We start from the raw sequence: 15,695 nt of genomic DNA, 5'->3' as shown, positions 1-15,695 counted from the left end.
TTTAGAAATAATTCATGGTTATTCTACTACGAACAATGTACGTTCATTCTGTTTATGAAGAAAATCTAAACAGTAGGCTCCATTAACGCAATTGTTTACAATATTTTCTTCTCCATAACCAGTTGCCTCAATAATGTTACTTGAATTCAACCCGTTACTTAAAAGATAACTTTTAATTACATCAGCTCTTTCTTGTGACAATCTTTTGTTTGACGATGAACTACCTCTAGTATCTGTATGCGATTGTATTCTTAATCTCATTTGCGGAAAACGTACCACAGCATCTACAACTTTCTTAAGCTGCTCTTCTACTTGAGCGTTTAATACTGATTTGCCTTTATCGAAATAAAACTTATCTAGTTTTAATACCGTCTTATCTTCTCGCTGAGTTACTAAGTCTTCCATTCTTGCAAGTCCCATGTTATAAGACGTGTTTTGAATTTCTTCCATACCTTCTTCAGAATACGTGGTAGAGAAAATTGAATAGCCATCGCTCATAGCCTGTATGGTCACTTGAGACATCCAAGGCACTTCTATTCTAAAACTACCATCATTACCAGCAACAACCTCTTTTAAAACATCGCCTTGCTGATTTAATAATCTCACCTGAGCTCCTTTTAAACCAACTTTATTTCTAAGGTTAACTACTTTACCACCCAAGGCAAAAGTTTTTAAGCCAGGTGCATTTTTAAGCTCAAAACCATAAAGGTCATCTCCGCCTTTTCCACCTGCCCTATTAGAGGCAAAAAATCCTGATAATCCTGTGTTTTCAACATTCTGTATTATGAATCCGAAATCATCTGAAGTTGAATTAATTCCCTCACCAAGGTTTACCGGTATGGTATAGGAATCATTAGGCAACATATTAGATTTGTAAATATCCATACCTCCAAGACCATAGAAAATATCCGAAGAGAAATATAAACTACCATCAAAAACGTAGGGGGCAATCTCATTACCTGGAGAATTTATTCTAGGTCCTAAATTAATTGGTGCAGACATTATCTGTCCGTTATTAGTATACACATAATACAAATCTGTACCGCCATAGCTATCATCAAAATTTGCGGCAAAATATAATCGTTCAGTAGGATCATCAAAAAATGGATAGTAAAATGAAGTGCTTAAATCTTTTAATATAAATCTAAACCTATTATTTTTTGTAAGTGTACCTATTGCCAATGCATTCTTCCCATTCTCATTATACCTTAGTTCACCATCTTCTTCATTAGAAAGAATATAAAAAAACGTTTCAAGTTTTTCAGAATAATATGGTGTAGATTTATGAAAGTCCGTCGCCGGAATTTCCTTAAAAGTTTCAACATCTACCAAGTTCTTGTTTGAACTTAATCTTGCAAAATAGATATCTAGATAAGATTCGCCTGTTGGCTCATATACATTTTTACTATTTCGACCTCTACTACTACTAAAAAGTACTCCGTTCTTATAGAATGCAGGTGAAAAATCTCCTTGCGCACTATTCACTCCCAAATTACGTATTGCACTGTTATCTGTATTTCCCGGAATTTCTAATAAACTATAGTTAAACTCTGCATTTTCTAAAAGTTCAGGAGATAATTTGTCTGCTTTTGACTTTAAAAACATTTTCACTCTATCTCTTTCTGAGTTTTTAGAAAGGCTCTGCAGCATTTTATTAAACCTATTAACAGACATAATAGTATCATTCTTATTTACCTTTAAATAAAGCTCAGATGCACTATCATAACTGCCCGTACTAAAATATGAATCTGCAAGGTTCAGCAACTGATGATTAGTTAATGAATCTTTTTGCATCTCACTCTTATAAGCTGCTATTGCTTTTTCGTATTGATAGCCATAAAAAAGGTTATCGGCTTTAGACTTCTTGTCTTGAGCAGTACCTAAAAATGGCACAAAAACTAGTAATACTATGATTAATTTAAATCTCATTTTCGTTCACTTTAAAAGAATCTAGGCGAATCTACTTGTTTAGGTTTACCTTTTGCATTCTTATCACTACTACCTTTAGATTTCGAAGCTCCTTTTCTACCCAAATAGAATTTAAGTATGATCTCATGAGATCCATTATTAAATTCGCCAAGTAAGTTTGTATTGTAATCATAAGAATACCCAGCAAACAACTGATTGGATATCTGAAAACCTGCTAGACCACTAAATGCATTATCTAAGCGATACGAAACACCTGCAGTAACCACATCAGAAATTAAGAAGTTACTGGATAAGTTAACATTGACAGGTGAACCAGAAATGGTATTCACCAAAAATGCAGGTTTAAATTTTAGATTGTCTGAAAGTTCAAAAACGTAACCACCTATAAAATTAAATTGAATCTTATCTTCTACTACAGATGCTATCTCGTCATTATACACACCTTCGGTTAAAAAATTTGGCACCGAAGCACCTAAGTACCAATCTTCTGAATATAAGAAAGCACCGGCACCAACCGTTGGGTAAAATTTAGTTAGCATTTCATCACTAAGGTTTTCACCTGGGTTCTCAAAAGTTCCTTTAGAAAAATCAACATTTAAAAAAGAACCACCGGCATCAATACCAAAAGACAATTTCGTCTCATCGGTAACCATTATTTGATAGGAGTATGAAATATCGGCGTAAGTCTGTGTTGCAGGTCCTAATTCATCATTAACGATATTAATACCTAACCCAACTTTATCATTCTGAAAAGGGAGATTGGCGCCAAAACGAAACGTTCTAGGCGCACCGGGAATATCTATCCATTGGGCTCTGTATAACCCAGAAAACTCAGGGTTCTCTACCGTACCAACATAAGCCGGGTTAAAACTACCGATATTATACATGTACTGCGTATACTGAGGTTCTTTCTGTGAAAATGCATTAAAGCTTAACAGAGAAAATAGTACTAAAGCAATAGTATAACTCGATTTATAAAAGTTATAATCCATAATTTATTTTATCTAATAAGCTGTATCCAACCCTTATCCAAAACTGCAGGTTGATTATTAACACTATAATTCATGATATAAAAATAAGTTCCCTTTGGCGATTCTTTACCTTCATAGGTACCATCCCAAACATCACTATCATTTACTTTTTCAGTTTCAAAAACAAGGTTTCCGTAACGATCGTATATTTTTATTTTGTATTGTAAATTAACTTCTACCTGTGTACCGGTATTTGGATCTGTCATAGTTCTATTAATACGAAGAACTTCATTCTGATTATTACCGTTTGGTGAGAATTGATTAAAAAGGAATCCTGGGTATGCAGGGCTTTTCTGAATTACTTCAACTTCAACAGTAGCTTCATTGTTTTCGGTATTGCCATCTCTTGGTGTAGACCTTACAATATTTGCAGTATTAGTATACGTACCAACTGCAGGAACTCTAGCTCTAATTACTAACGTAGCGGTCTCTTCCCTATTTAAAGTAGGAATATTCCAATTACCAGAATCTTCTTCATAAGTACCATTAAAATCTGACTCCGCAGAAACAAATTCAAATCCGTTTTCAATCGATATCAAATCATTAACAATAATGTCTGTAACCACGTCAGATTCAGAAATATTAGTAACGCGAATAATAAACTCTACCTCATCTCCTACCAAAGCTGTGTCTGGACGAGCTTCTTTCTCAATCATAAGATCAACGCCTTCTGGAGCTTCCGTATTCAATTCTACAGTTGCTTCATCATTCTCAGGATTATTATCTGAAGGTATAGATTCTAGTAGTACGGCAGTGTTTGTATATGGACCTTGTGCTGCTACTATAACTGTAATAGATAATTCCAAAGAAATACCTGCGGCAAGTTCTGAAATGGTCCAGTTGCCCGATACCTCATCATAATCGGTAGCGTCTGGAGCATCGGAAGAAACAAAATCAAAACCTAATTCTAAAATATCCCCAATAACAATAGCTCTTGTAGTTCTGTCTGATAAGTTGGTGACTAAAATTTTAAATATAATGGTATCGCCAATTAAAGCATCTATATTATCAACAGATTTCAGTACTTCCAAATCAATTGGATCATCGCAATTTGGCGTTGCTACAGGATCACAAGGATCATCAGGATCAGAACCGTTCGTTTGTTCGTCTAAATCTGAAACCCCGTCACCATCTGTGTCGCAACTACCGTTGAAACGGTTAGGAATACAAGGGTTATTATTTGCTGGATCTTCTTGATCATTCACCCCGTCATTATCTGTATCTGCAGTATTCGAATCTAGTGCATCAATAATTCCGTCTCCATCCTCATCTAAAGGATTATTGATATCATCACCAACTTCCACTCCATCTTCAATACCATCACCATCAGTATCAGGATCATTAGAATCTGTACCAAGAACTACTTCTTGACCACCTAGAAGTCCGTCATTATCATCATCGGTTTCACAGTCGCTCACATTAATAGTGATTTCAACTGTTGGATTTTCACAAGGTGCTGTTGAATTAGTGGTAGTGTAGCTAAAAACATAAGCACCCGAAGTAGCTCCTTCAAATTCCACCACATTGGTAGAACTAATATCCACACTGGTTTCAGGACCTGAAACAAAAATCCACACTCCGGGGTCAGCATCTGCAAGCCTCGTATCTAAATCTATCGTTGTAAGTCCGTTCGCAGCTACATTACAAATAGAACCGTTTGTTGCCGTGCCAGTAGAGGCTTGAGCCCCTATTCTTGCAATAACAGGCTGTCTTTCTGTGGTACATCCGTTTTCGTTAGCCTCAACATAATAGGTTGCCGTTGCGTTCAAAGAAGGAGTTGTAAATGTTTCACCCATTGCAATTGGGGTAACCGCATCCAAAGAATCATACCAATTTACAGAAGCACCATCAGTTGGCTCAACACTTAATAATAAAGTACCAGGACCACAACGCTCGTTATCATTGATTACAGCTAATTGTGGTAGCACATTTCGGACTATTTGAACTTCTATAGTACCACTAGCACAATCATTGGCTTCATCATAGAAAAAACCATAATAAGAAGCGGGTAAACCTACATCTTGAGCTTCAGCAACTGTTAAGTGCGAATTCGTATTTAAAGGATTAGAAACCCTACTCCAAGTTAAAACTGTTCCGGCAGGAGCTGCGCTATTTGTATAATCGAATAAGTTTGCAGAAAAATCATCGCCAGCTGTCTCTACACAATAGATATTTGAAACTGTTGTATCAAGTGTTGGAGCAGCAACACAATTATCATCATCTTGAATGGTACCTATAGCCGTACCCCCACCGGCTCTTTGTACATTATTGGTTGGCAAACCAAGTTGAACCGTAAATGCTTCTGTATTTTCTAGAACAGCGTCATTAATAATAGGTACTGTAATTGTTTGGATTTCGTTTGCTGTACCTGCAAAAACCAGCGAACCATTAGTACCCGTATAATCTGTACCTCCACCTGTAGCCGTATCATCAAAAAAGGAATAAGTTACTGTTGTACCACCAACAACAGCTAAATCAAGAACAACATCAAATTCCATTTCACCTGCTGGATCATCTTCATTTAAAGATACATCTGAAATAGTTAATGTTGCCTGATCATTATCGTCAATTTCAACTGTAGCTGTTCTGGTAGCTGCAGCTCCCAAAATATAACCAGCACCTGTAGTCAAAGTCAATATTACGGTTTCAGTACCTTCTTGAATTGCATCATTTATTGGTAAAATGTCAATTTCAACCTCTTGTTGACCATTTGGTATATTAACTGCATTGGCATTAATGGCAGTATAGTCCGTACCATTAGCTGCAGTTCCACTAATTATATAATTAATGGTTATAGTACCACCGGTATTATTCGGAGCACTTAAACCAATGGTAATCTCACCCGGGGAAACCGCTCCATTACTCTCGGCAGCAGTATCATCTGAAGCTGTGATTTGTGCAACGTAATTGTCTTCACTTACTATAAACACTGTAGCATTGTTTGGTGTTCCTACAGTATAACCCGAACCGTTCGTAAGAGTTAATATTACGCTTTCATTAGCCTCTATATCGGTATCATTGATCGGAACGACGTTAACAATCCCTGAATCTGCATTGTTTGGTATTGAAACCGAACCACCTAAAGCTGTAAAATCCGAGCCAGATGTCGCAGTACCAGTAATATTATAATTTACGACAACTGGTGCACCAGTTGTATTATTTTCATCTAAACTTATTGTAAAAACACCATTAGATACAGGGCTTTCATTGGCTGTAGCTATGGAAGAAACCACTGAAGTAACAAATATGATATCATTATCAATATTTACTACAGGTACATTTGCAACATCACCACCTACTAAGGCATTATAATTAGTATCGGCAGAGGTAACATTCCCCGTAATAATCGAATATGAAATATCACCATCAACAATGGCATCATCAACACCAGTAACGGTTACAAGAGTACCAGTATCCCAATCTGCTATAGGAATTGTCACCGAAGTAGGTACAGTACCTTCATCTGTATTATTACTTGACAAAAGAACAGAAACAGCTGCGGTTGGCTGCGAATCTAAAGTAACATTAAAAGTGGCTGTCGAACCATCTTCACCTGTATCACCATTAATAGCGCTTACGTTTACACCTGGAAAATCATCATTGACAATAGTTCCTTTTGACGCAGCTCCCACATTAACATTCTCGTTAGTGGCACTCACTATTTGAGCTCCGAACGTCTCATCATCCTCTATAACATTATCATTGCCCGTTGGCACTGAAAAAGTTTGCGAAGTAGAACCTTCCGGAAAAGTAATAGTTTGAGAGTTACTATTATAATCTTGAGGATGATTAATTCCATTTCCACCGCCTGTTGCATCTCCTCCAGAAAAATCGACTTGAACGTTATAATCATATGCTACGGACTCATCTGAGGATATCGTAAAAACCAAACCATCGCCTTCATCGGCAACAACATCATTAATACTTAAATTGGCGAAATCATCATCTAAAATAACCAAAGTTGCAGTATTTGAGAACGGATTTATTGTAGTAGTACCAGAAGTAGAAATTAAATCAAGCTTTATTATTTCATTACCCTCAACCAAATTATCATCAAAAACTGACACGCTAATAATAAAACTTAATGTATTAGCAGGAATCACTATCGCTCCATTTATTGAGGAGCGATCTCCATTTGCTGCGGAAGTTCCTGCAGTTGCCGTGGACACAGATTGATCTACTAATACCTCAATTTCAGTATCAACAAGCCTTGTACTTGACAAACTAACCCTAAAAGACCCAGGATTTCCTCCCAACTCACCAGCATCAGAATCTAAAACATTTAGACTAACAAACTGAGCAGAAACAATCTGCGAAAAAGCACCTAAAAAAAGGAATCCAAAAACAAAAAGGGATTTCTTTAAACTCCTGCTAATATGAGGAGTTAAAAAATTATTATGTATACTTATTTTCATAGCATTCTTTATCATTCCCAACAAGTAAGGCTGGAGGATTTTCTAAATCCACAACCAAAAATAAGGGTCTCAATATTACAAAAAAATCAAGGTAAACCGCTCAGAAACAGTTGAAAAAAAGATTTATAGGTTAAATGGTAATATTAAGGAAACAATGGTTACTCTGTTAGCTCTGGGGCTTGGGTAGTAACGCTAGGTTCAATTTTTCTTACCAATCCTTGTAATACCTTACCCGGACCTATTTCAGTAAAAACCGTAGCTCCATCTTTTACCATTTGCTGTACACTCTGAGTCCATTTTACAGGAGCTGTCAATTGCAGCATTAGATTCTTTTTAATCTCCTCTGCACTATTCACTGCAGTTGTCGGCACATTCTGATAGATCGGGCAACTAGGTGTCGAGAAAGTAGTATTTGCTATTGCCGCAGCTAACTCTTCTCTAGCAGGTTCCATTAGAGGTGAGTGGAAAGCTCCACCCACAGGAAGCATCAAAGCACGTCTGGCTCCTGCTTCTTTTAATTTTTCACAAGCTTCTTCTACTGCCGATACTTCACCGGAAATTACCAATTGACCAGGACAGTTATAATTTGCAGCTACCACAATACCTGATATTTCTTCACAAACTTTTTCTACCACGGCATCTTCCAAACCTAAAACGGCAGCCATTGTCGACGGCTTTAACTCACATGCTTTCTGCATTGCCAAAGCTCGTTGAGAAACCAATTTTAATCCGTCTTCAAAACTTAAGGTATTATTCGCCACCAATGCAGAAAACTCACCTAAAGAATGACCAGCAACCATATCTGGCTTAAAAGTATCTCCCATTACCTTGCTTAGTATAACCGAATGTAGGAATATTGCAGGTTGGGTAACCTTGGTCTCTTTTAAACCTTCGGCGGTACCTCTGAACATTACCTCTGTAATCTCAAAGCCTAATATTTCATTTGCCTTTAAAAACAACTCCTTTGCAATTGGGTATTTCTCATATAAATCTAAACCCATTCCAACAAATTGAGCACCTTGCCCAGGAAAAACATACGCGTTCATAACTTTTAGTTTTGGTGGCTCAAAAGTACATAATTTAGATAGATTGCAACAGGCAATTGACTTTTTGAGTCAACCTTTATTCCTTAAACCAACCGGAATACATGGTATACGCTTCAGCAATTCTATTGATTTCTCCAGAACTTAATTCAGGACTAATATCTTTTATCTTCTTTGCTGGCATACCTGCAAAAATACTTCCAGATGGCACATGAGTCCCTTTTGTAAGAACTGCTCCGGCTGCTATAATACTATTACTTTCAACAACGCAATCATCCATTATAATACTTCCCATACCTACTAAAACATTATCATGTATCGTACATCCATGTACAATAGCATTATGCCCTATAGATACATTATTACCAATTGTAGTAGGAGACTTTAAATACGTACAATGAATTACGGCTCCATCTTGTACATTAACCTTATCGCCCATTTTTATAAAATGTACATCGCCACGTAGTACTGCATTAAACCACACACTACATTGCTGACCCATACTTACTTCACCTACTATAGTTGCATTTTCAGCAATAAAGCAATCATTACCTATAATTGGTTCTTTACCTCTAACAGCTTTTATCATTGTAATTCTTTTAATTAAAATAGGATAGAAAATCTTTCTTCTTTGATGCAGAGACCATCACTTCTTTTCCGTTGGACATAACCACGCTACCGCCCTTTCCTTTTCGATACTTTACAACCTCGTTTACGTTCACTAAAAAAGATTTATGTACACGTGCAAAAGGATAATCAGTTAAAGCATCCTCAAAATACTTCAATGTTTTACTTACCAATATCTTCTTGTTCAACAAGTAAATCTCCGTATAATTATCATCTGCCTTGCAATACAATATTTCGGCAATATTCAAAACCTGAAACCCGTCTTGCTGGGGCAATGTTAACTTCCCTTCTACTCCGTTAGATTTTGTGCTTAGCACCTCTCCTTCTAAACTTGCTTCTTTTTCTCTAACACCTTCCACATAATCTACGGCATTTACCAACTCATCTATATTAATGGGTTTAGTTAAATAATATGCGGCATGGTTGTTCAAGGCATCTTTAGCATAATGGTCATATGCAGTGACAAAAACAGTCTCAAATGTTCTATCTGGTAATTGATCTAGCAGATCAAACGCATTACCAAAAGGCATCTCCACATCTAAAAATACTAAGTCCAGATGATTGTTTTCAATCAATACTAAAGCCTCTTTAATTGATGAAGCCTCCCCTAATAAATTTATACTGGGGCAATATTTAGCAATATAATTTCTTAGAATCTCCCTACTATTTGCCTCATCTTCTACTAAAATTGCGTTTAAGCTCATTTTTCTCTTTTTAAAATGAATAGGACTTTAGTTCCTGTACCGTCTGACTGTAAGTCTGAAATTTTAATATCTACCTTATCGGTATACATATCGTTTAAAATTGCCACTCGTTTTTTTATGATACCCATACCCTTAGATTTTTGTCTGCGTTGGTTTTGGGTTTTGATCTCGGCAGATTTCTTTCTTCCAATACCATTATCTGTAATAGATATAATTATAGAATCTGCAGTATTCTCCTTTATGTTGATCAATAGCTCCCCTTTTTCATCCCTATAACGTAGACCGTGCCAAATGGCATTTTCTATATAAGGCTGCAGTAACATGGGCGGAATCTGAAACTTGGACACCTGAACATTCTCATCAACATTTATTTGGTAATCGAACTTATCTTCAAAACGAGAATGTTCTAATTTTATATAAAGTTCTAACTGCTGTAATTCTTTTTCTAACGGAATAAAATCTTCCTCAGAATTTTCAAGTACAGAGCGCATTAACTTTGAAAAATCACTTAGATATCTATTAGCGCTACGTTCATCACTTTTAGAAATGAAGTTATTTACCGAATTCAACGCATTGAATATAAAATGCGGGTTCATCTGCGATCGTAACGATTTCAACGCCAATAAATTATTTGCCAATTTTTGTTGCTGATTACTACGGTAAAAGAAAAAAGCTGCCAGAAGGGTTAATAGTAGTCCGAATATGAGAGAATAAATGATCAGTTGTTGGCGCTTATTACTTTCTTTAACCAGTGCTTGCTCAGTAAGTGCTAAATCATATTTACTCTGAGACAGTTCTCGTTCTTGCTCTAAACCAGTAAGTCTATTTTGTGCACTTGAAATCTCCCTATTAAAACGGGTTGCCCTTGAAATCTCTTGTTCTTTACGTACATATAAAGAATCTACTAATGCTACATAAGTTTGATATGTATCTAAAGCTTTTGTAAAATCTCCCTTTACTTTATATACTTCGGACAGTTTTCTGGTAGCATCTTTTTGTACTACCAAATCATCATCTGAATCTGCCTCAACTATACTTTTCTCTAAGAACGGAATAGCTTCGTTATACTTATCTTGAGAGATGTAGGCATTTGCAATTTTATAATTTATACGCTGAGATGTTATTGTATCGCCAAGTTCTAATTTCTTAACTCCGGCATTTGGCGAATTAAGCTTTTTTAATTCTTGAAGACTACTTTTACGCATATTGATTTCTTCATTGAATCGACTTTTTGTATTGTAGAAATCTGCTACCTTTTCTTTTTCTTGCAAAGCTCTTTTGGGTGCAGATTGAGTTGCAAGTTCTAATGAACTATCATAATAAGCTTCAGCCTCCATATTCTGATTTCCCAAAGAATAGGTATCGCCGATTTTAGAATTTAGATCGATCATCTTTGATGTAATCTGATTCTTGTCGGCAATCAACAATCCTCTATTATACAAGTCTAAAGCTTCTTGTGTTCTACCATTTCCTTTTTTAGCATCGCCTAGCAATTCATAAAGCACTACACTTTGGTTTGGCGGCATAGACTTAATATCCAATAACGGATTTAATAATGCCAAGCTCTCATCAAATCTATCTGTTAAATTATATGCCTTAGCTAAAAGCAAAGAAGTGGAAATGGTCTTGTTATTTTCTAAAGCATCTTCATAATTATCAATAGCAAGATCTAGTTGTTTATGATATTGATAGATTTCACCAAGCTTAGATAACGATCTCGCCAACTCTTTCTTTCGCCCCCGCTTACCTAAAATTGCGATCGACTGCGCAACCAAATCAATACTTCTTTCAATATCTTGGCCTTTATATTCTTCTGCCGAGTTTAATAATTGCTGGTGTTTAACCGAGATATCTGGTAATGATTTTGATCTGCTACTAATTGCAGAAGATTCAAAATCTTCAACTAATATCAACACATCATCATTCTTCTGTACATCGTACCTTAAGGTTTCAATATCATCATGTTGAATAACAAGCTGATCACCAATTCTAGTTCTAATCTCAAATTCTCCTAGTCCGTTAGTAATTACATAATCTCCCATATCATTGGATATAGATACACCCGAGATTGGTCTTCCGGTATTTCTAACTTCTACCCTACCCTCTAAAGTAAATTTTAGGGCATCGTTTTGAGATTGAGAATGAAGTACGCTCCATCCCAAAAGAAAACAAATTAATATGTAGGTACTAAAATTTTTCATCTGATATAACTACGGTAAACTTAGCTGAATATTGTGGTACTAAAAAATGACAAATATTCATAAAAGCTATTTTCAACCTATCAATATATACGTTTACAAACTCTGTATACCTCTTTACTAAGTGAAACGCACAGTTCCCTCATTATCCCTATTACAAGAAATAGTTTGCCCTTAGTTTGGTCCTGAATTTAAAACGGAAACGATGAAAACATTTAAACAACTGGGATCAATAGGCATATCATTACTAACACTGTCAACAGTATATGCATGTAATATTAATGAAAAGAAAAAGCCAATTGAACTAATTGCACAAGCAATAGAACCTGACAAACACAAAGAAGCTAATATTGTTCAAATAGCCTTATTATTGGATACTAGTAATAGTATGGACGGATTAATAAATCAAGCAAAATCTCAACTTTGGGATATTGTAAACGAGTTTAGTTATGCCAAATGCGGTAATGATACCAGACCTAGTTTACAAATAGCCTTATATCAATATGGAAATGACAACCTTTCTGCCAATGAAGGATACATTCAACAAGTATTAGGATTTAGTAGCGATTTAGATGAGATTTCAGAAAAGCTATTTTCTTTAACTACCAATGGTGGCGAAGAATATTGTGGTAAGGTTTTACAGACCTCTTTACACCAATTACCGTGGAATAAGAATCCTGATTTATTACGTATGATTTTTATTGCTGGCAATGAACCTTTTGACCAAGGAAGATATAATTACAGAACAGCACTTACGAATGCCAATGAAAAAGACGTAGTGGTAAATACTATTTTCTGCGGAAACTATGACCTAGGGGTAAACACCAATTGGAAGAATGGAGCTTCGTTAACTGGTGGCGAGTACATGGCAATAGATCATAATAAGAAAGTAGTACATATTAATACACCTTATGATGATATCATTATTAAACTGAATTCAAGATTGAATAACACATACGTTTCTTATGGGTCTATGGGCAAATCAAAGATTATAGCGCAAGAAGTACAAGACAGTAATGCCTTAGAAATGCAAGAAGCCGTTGCTGTTAAAAGAGCAGTTAGCAAAAGTTCAAGGTTATACAATAATAAAAAGTGGGATTTGGTCGATGCCTACGATGATGTCGAATTCGAAATAAGTTCTGTGGAAAACGACGAGTTACCAGAAGAACTACAAGGCAAAAATGAAAAAGAGATAAAAACTTTCGTTGAATCAAAAAAGAATGAAAGAGAAGAAATTCAAAAGGAGATACAAGAATACAATAAGAAACGACTAGCCTATATTTCTGAACATCAAAAAGATGATAAATCAGGAGACCTTGAAAATGCTATGATAAAAGCCATAAAAAAACAGGCCAAGACTAAAAATTACAGTTGGGAATAATAAAATACCAGGTCTGCTCAACTATGAGCAGACCTTTTTAATTTGCCGCCGGGCAGTAACAATCGTATTTACGTTCTTTTTGACCAAAATCATACCCTAAAGTTATTTGGTGAAAACCACCATTATCAAAACGATAATCATTCATTTGATACGAATAATTATAAGATACCATAAAGTTATTGAAGTTTGCACCAACAATCGGAGTAACCAATTGCAAACGTTGCTCACCAAAAGAAGTACCGTCTTGAAACTGTGCACCATCAAAACTTCTTCTATATGACAATCCGCCCCAAATACGGCCAAAATCTACATCCTTGTAAACTTTAGCATTAATATCCATGCTTTTTTCCTTTGTAAATTCGGTCAGTTGAAAAAGTATAGAGGGCTCAAACTGCCATTCACTTCTTCCAAAAACATAACCTGCAGATACTAAAAATCTTCTAATATTATCAATGACCAGTTCCTCTGGGTCGTCATTTCTATCTCTATAATATAAGTTTCTTTTACTTCCTGTCAATGCATTTGTTACTGCAAAATGCGTATAAAACTCTTGATAGTTATATGAAATACCGATATCAACATTGGTGTAAGACGAACTTAATTTTATACCAGAAACTGCTGGATCTGGTGTAGCTGACCTAAACTCGGTCTCATCTAAACTACTTTGTAAAATTGTTGCACTTAATCCGAAAGAAAGTTGATTCAACTGCCTTACATCTTCTCCACCCATTCTTAAGTGATGAGCATATGTTAATTTCAATCCTGTTTGAGAATGGTAACCGTTAGCATCATTAAATATGATTGCACCAACACCACTAGGGGAATCACCCAATCGAAAATGTGCATTTATAGTCTGTAAACTTGGTGCATCATCAACATCAAACCATTGCTTTCTAGCAGTTGCCCTAATCTTTCCGCCTTCACCGATACCGGCCATTGATGGAAAAACTAAATAGTAGTTATCAGATAAATAATCAAAATAAACAGGAATACCTTCTTGTGCATTAGATTTTAGACCAATCAAAAGCACGGTAAACAATAGAAGTATATGGTATTTCATCTTGGGACTTTAAAACTAGGGTTTAGTTTCACTAATATAAAGTTTATAACGAGTTAACCTCAACATTATTATGTAGGTGCAAACTAAGATTTCCTTTGTATTTTTGCCTAAAATTTTTGAGAGATGAAAGAGTATTCAATTACGGTCGTTAAAACCAATAACCCTAATATATTAAAGTTCGAAACTAATCACATATTAGTTCAACGAAAAAATTACGAATTCAAGAATATTGATGATGCTAAAAACTCCCCTTTAGCTCAGCAATTATTCCACTTGCCATTTATCAAAACGGTATACATCTCTGGTGATTTCATCGGGTTGGAACGTTATGATATTGTTCAGTGGGAAGATGTAAAAGATGAAGTGGCACAACAGTTAGTTGAGTATTTAAATGCCGGGGAACCCATAGTCATAGAAGAAGATATGGATAAGCCAGTACCGGTAACAGTTTATGCCGAGGTTACACCTAACCCTTCTACTATGAAATTTGTAGCAAGCAAGAAAATAGTAGCTTCTGCATTCGAATTCAAAAATATTGATGAAGCTAGAGATTCTAAATTGGCTATGGAGCTATTTCAGTTTCCGTTCGTGAAACAAGTGTTTATAGACGAGAACTATGTTTCTGTTTCTAAATATGAAGTCGCAGAATGGGATGATATTAATATTGAACTACGCGAAGTAATTAGAAATTTCATTGCCGACGGCAAAGAAATTGTTGCTGATAATGCAAAAGCTATAGGCGCAGAAGCCCAAGTATCAGAAACTGTATCGGCAGAAAGCACCATAGCGCTTGATGAAACCTCTCAAGAAATCGTTGATATTTTAGAAGAATACGTAAAACCTGCTGTAGCTAGTGATGGTGGTAATATTATGTTTCAATCATACGACGTAGAAAGTAAAACGGTTAATGTAATTCTACAAGGAGCTTGTAGTGGTTGCCCTTCATCAACTTTTACATTGAAAAATGGTATAGAAACCATGCTAAAAAATATGATGGGAGACAAAGTAAATGAGGTAGTTGCGCTTAACGGTTAATTAATCATTGAAATGAATTAAACATTGCCTCCAATTTTTGTAACTTTAAATAAATCTAAAAATCATTAATTATGGCAGTTTTAAAAGTAATCGAAATATTAGCAAATTCCGATAACGGATGGGAAGATGCAGCAAAAAAAGCAGTTTCTGAAGCATCTAAATCAGTAAAGAATATTAAGTCGGTTTACATCAACGAGCAAAGTGCTACTGTTGAAGACGGAAAAATCAAAAATTATAGAGTAAATGTGAAAATCACTTTTGAAGTGAAATAA

11 protein-coding genes are annotated in these 15,695 nt (G+C 35.6%); 3 read left to right on the top strand and 8 right to left on the bottom strand.

Annotated features, from left to right (window positions below; genetic code table 11):
• Positions 1–18 precede the first annotated feature (18 nt).
• The 7 genes from DFQ03_RS04590 to DFQ03_RS04560 all read right to left on the bottom strand — a co-directional run bounded on the left by DFQ03_RS04590 (position 19) and on the right by DFQ03_RS04560 (position 11,950).
• Positions 19–1,929, bottom strand: a complete 1,911-nt coding sequence (locus DFQ03_RS04590; protein WP_133671825.1) for an OmpA family protein — start codon at positions 1,927–1,929, stop codon at positions 19–21.
• Positions 1,930–1,940: 11 nt separating this feature from the next.
• Entirely contained in the window at positions 1,941–2,921 is a 981-nt protein-coding gene (locus DFQ03_RS04585) for a PorP/SprF family type IX secretion system membrane protein (protein WP_133671823.1), read from the bottom strand.
• A gap of 8 nt (positions 2,922–2,929) precedes the next feature.
• Entirely contained in the window at positions 2,930–7,375 is a 4,446-nt protein-coding gene (locus DFQ03_RS04580) for a Calx-beta domain-containing protein (RefSeq protein ID WP_166637430.1), read from the bottom strand.
• A gap of 158 nt (positions 7,376–7,533) precedes the next feature.
• On the bottom strand, positions 7,534–8,421 hold the full coding sequence (fabD, locus tag DFQ03_RS04575) for an ACP S-malonyltransferase (protein ID WP_133671819.1): 888 nt from the start codon (positions 8,419–8,421) through the stop codon (positions 7,534–7,536).
• 76 nt (positions 8,422–8,497) lie between these two features.
• Positions 8,498–9,007 carry a gamma carbonic anhydrase family protein gene (locus DFQ03_RS04570; protein ID WP_133671817.1) on the bottom strand — a complete coding sequence of 170 codons (510 nt, stop codon included), beginning with the start codon at positions 9,005–9,007 and terminating at the stop codon, positions 8,498–8,500.
• A gap of 10 nt (positions 9,008–9,017) precedes the next feature.
• A complete protein-coding gene (locus DFQ03_RS04565; protein WP_133671815.1) occupies positions 9,018–9,749 on the bottom strand; it encodes a LytR/AlgR family response regulator transcription factor in 732 nt (243 codons plus the stop codon).
• Positions 9,746–11,950, bottom strand: a complete 2,205-nt coding sequence (locus tag DFQ03_RS04560; protein WP_133671814.1) for a histidine kinase — start codon at positions 11,948–11,950, stop codon at positions 9,746–9,748. The genes DFQ03_RS04565 and DFQ03_RS04560 overlap by 4 nt, the downstream gene beginning before the upstream one ends.
• A 202-nt stretch (positions 11,951–12,152) precedes the next feature.
• Between DFQ03_RS04560 and DFQ03_RS04555 the strand changes: the two genes are divergently transcribed.
• The gene (locus tag DFQ03_RS04555; protein WP_133671812.1) at positions 12,153–13,328 is read left to right on the top strand and encodes a VWA domain-containing protein; all 1,176 of its coding nucleotides are present in this window, start codon (positions 12,153–12,155) and stop codon (positions 13,326–13,328) included.
• Between the two features lie 37 nt (positions 13,329–13,365).
• Here the strand turns inward: DFQ03_RS04555 and DFQ03_RS04550 are convergent, their stop codons facing one another.
• Complete coding sequence (locus DFQ03_RS04550) at positions 13,366–14,388, bottom strand: PorP/SprF family type IX secretion system membrane protein (protein WP_133671810.1); 1,023 nt, start codon at positions 14,386–14,388, stop codon at positions 13,366–13,368.
• A gap of 123 nt (positions 14,389–14,511) precedes the next feature.
• Here DFQ03_RS04550 and DFQ03_RS04545 point away from each other — a divergent pair, with 123 nt between their 5' ends.
• Positions 14,512–15,423, top strand: coding sequence for a NifU family protein (locus DFQ03_RS04545; protein ID WP_133671809.1), 912 nt, complete (start codon positions 14,512–14,514; stop codon positions 15,421–15,423).
• Between the two features lie 71 nt (positions 15,424–15,494).
• A complete protein-coding gene (locus DFQ03_RS04540) occupies positions 15,495–15,695 on the top strand; it encodes a dodecin family protein (RefSeq protein ID WP_027064938.1) in 201 nt (66 codons plus the stop codon).

The organism is Maribacter caenipelagi (assembly GCF_004364175.1).
Lineage (GTDB): Bacteria > Bacteroidota > Bacteroidia > Flavobacteriales > Flavobacteriaceae > Maribacter > Maribacter caenipelagi.
The sequence above is the reverse complement of the archived record's forward strand: the minus strand, read 5'-3'. Positions and strand labels throughout refer to the sequence as shown.

Bases quoted from the DNA above. Each gene is read 5' to 3' on its own strand.
- DFQ03_RS04560 (WP_133671814.1), bottom strand. From the start codon at position 11,950: ATGAAAAATTTTAGTACCTACATATTAATTTGTTTTCTTTTGGGATGG.
- DFQ03_RS04550 (WP_133671810.1), bottom strand. From the start codon at position 14,388: ATGAAATACCATATACTTCTATTGTTTACCGTGCTTTTGATTGGTCTA.
- DFQ03_RS04540 (WP_027064938.1), top strand. From the start codon at position 15,495: ATGGCAGTTTTAAAAGTAATCGAAATATTAGCAAATTCCGATAACGGA.
- DFQ03_RS04580 (WP_166637430.1), bottom strand. From the start codon at position 7,375: ATGAAAATAAGTATACATAATAATTTTTTAACTCCTCATATTAGCAGG.
- DFQ03_RS04585 (WP_133671823.1), bottom strand. From the start codon at position 2,921: ATGGATTATAACTTTTATAAATCGAGTTATACTATTGCTTTAGTACTA.
- DFQ03_RS04590 (WP_133671825.1), bottom strand. From the start codon at position 1,929: ATGAGATTTAAATTAATCATAGTATTACTAGTTTTTGTGCCATTTTTA.
- DFQ03_RS04555 (WP_133671812.1), top strand. From the start codon at position 12,153: ATGAAAACATTTAAACAACTGGGATCAATAGGCATATCATTACTAACA.
- fabD (WP_133671819.1), bottom strand. From the start codon at position 8,421: ATGAACGCGTATGTTTTTCCTGGGCAAGGTGCTCAATTTGTTGGAATG.
- DFQ03_RS04545 (WP_133671809.1), top strand. From the start codon at position 14,512: ATGAAAGAGTATTCAATTACGGTCGTTAAAACCAATAACCCTAATATA.
- DFQ03_RS04570 (WP_133671817.1), bottom strand. From the start codon at position 9,007: ATGATAAAAGCTGTTAGAGGTAAAGAACCAATTATAGGTAATGATTGC.
- DFQ03_RS04565 (WP_133671815.1), bottom strand. From the start codon at position 9,749: ATGAGCTTAAACGCAATTTTAGTAGAAGATGAGGCAAATAGTAGGGAG.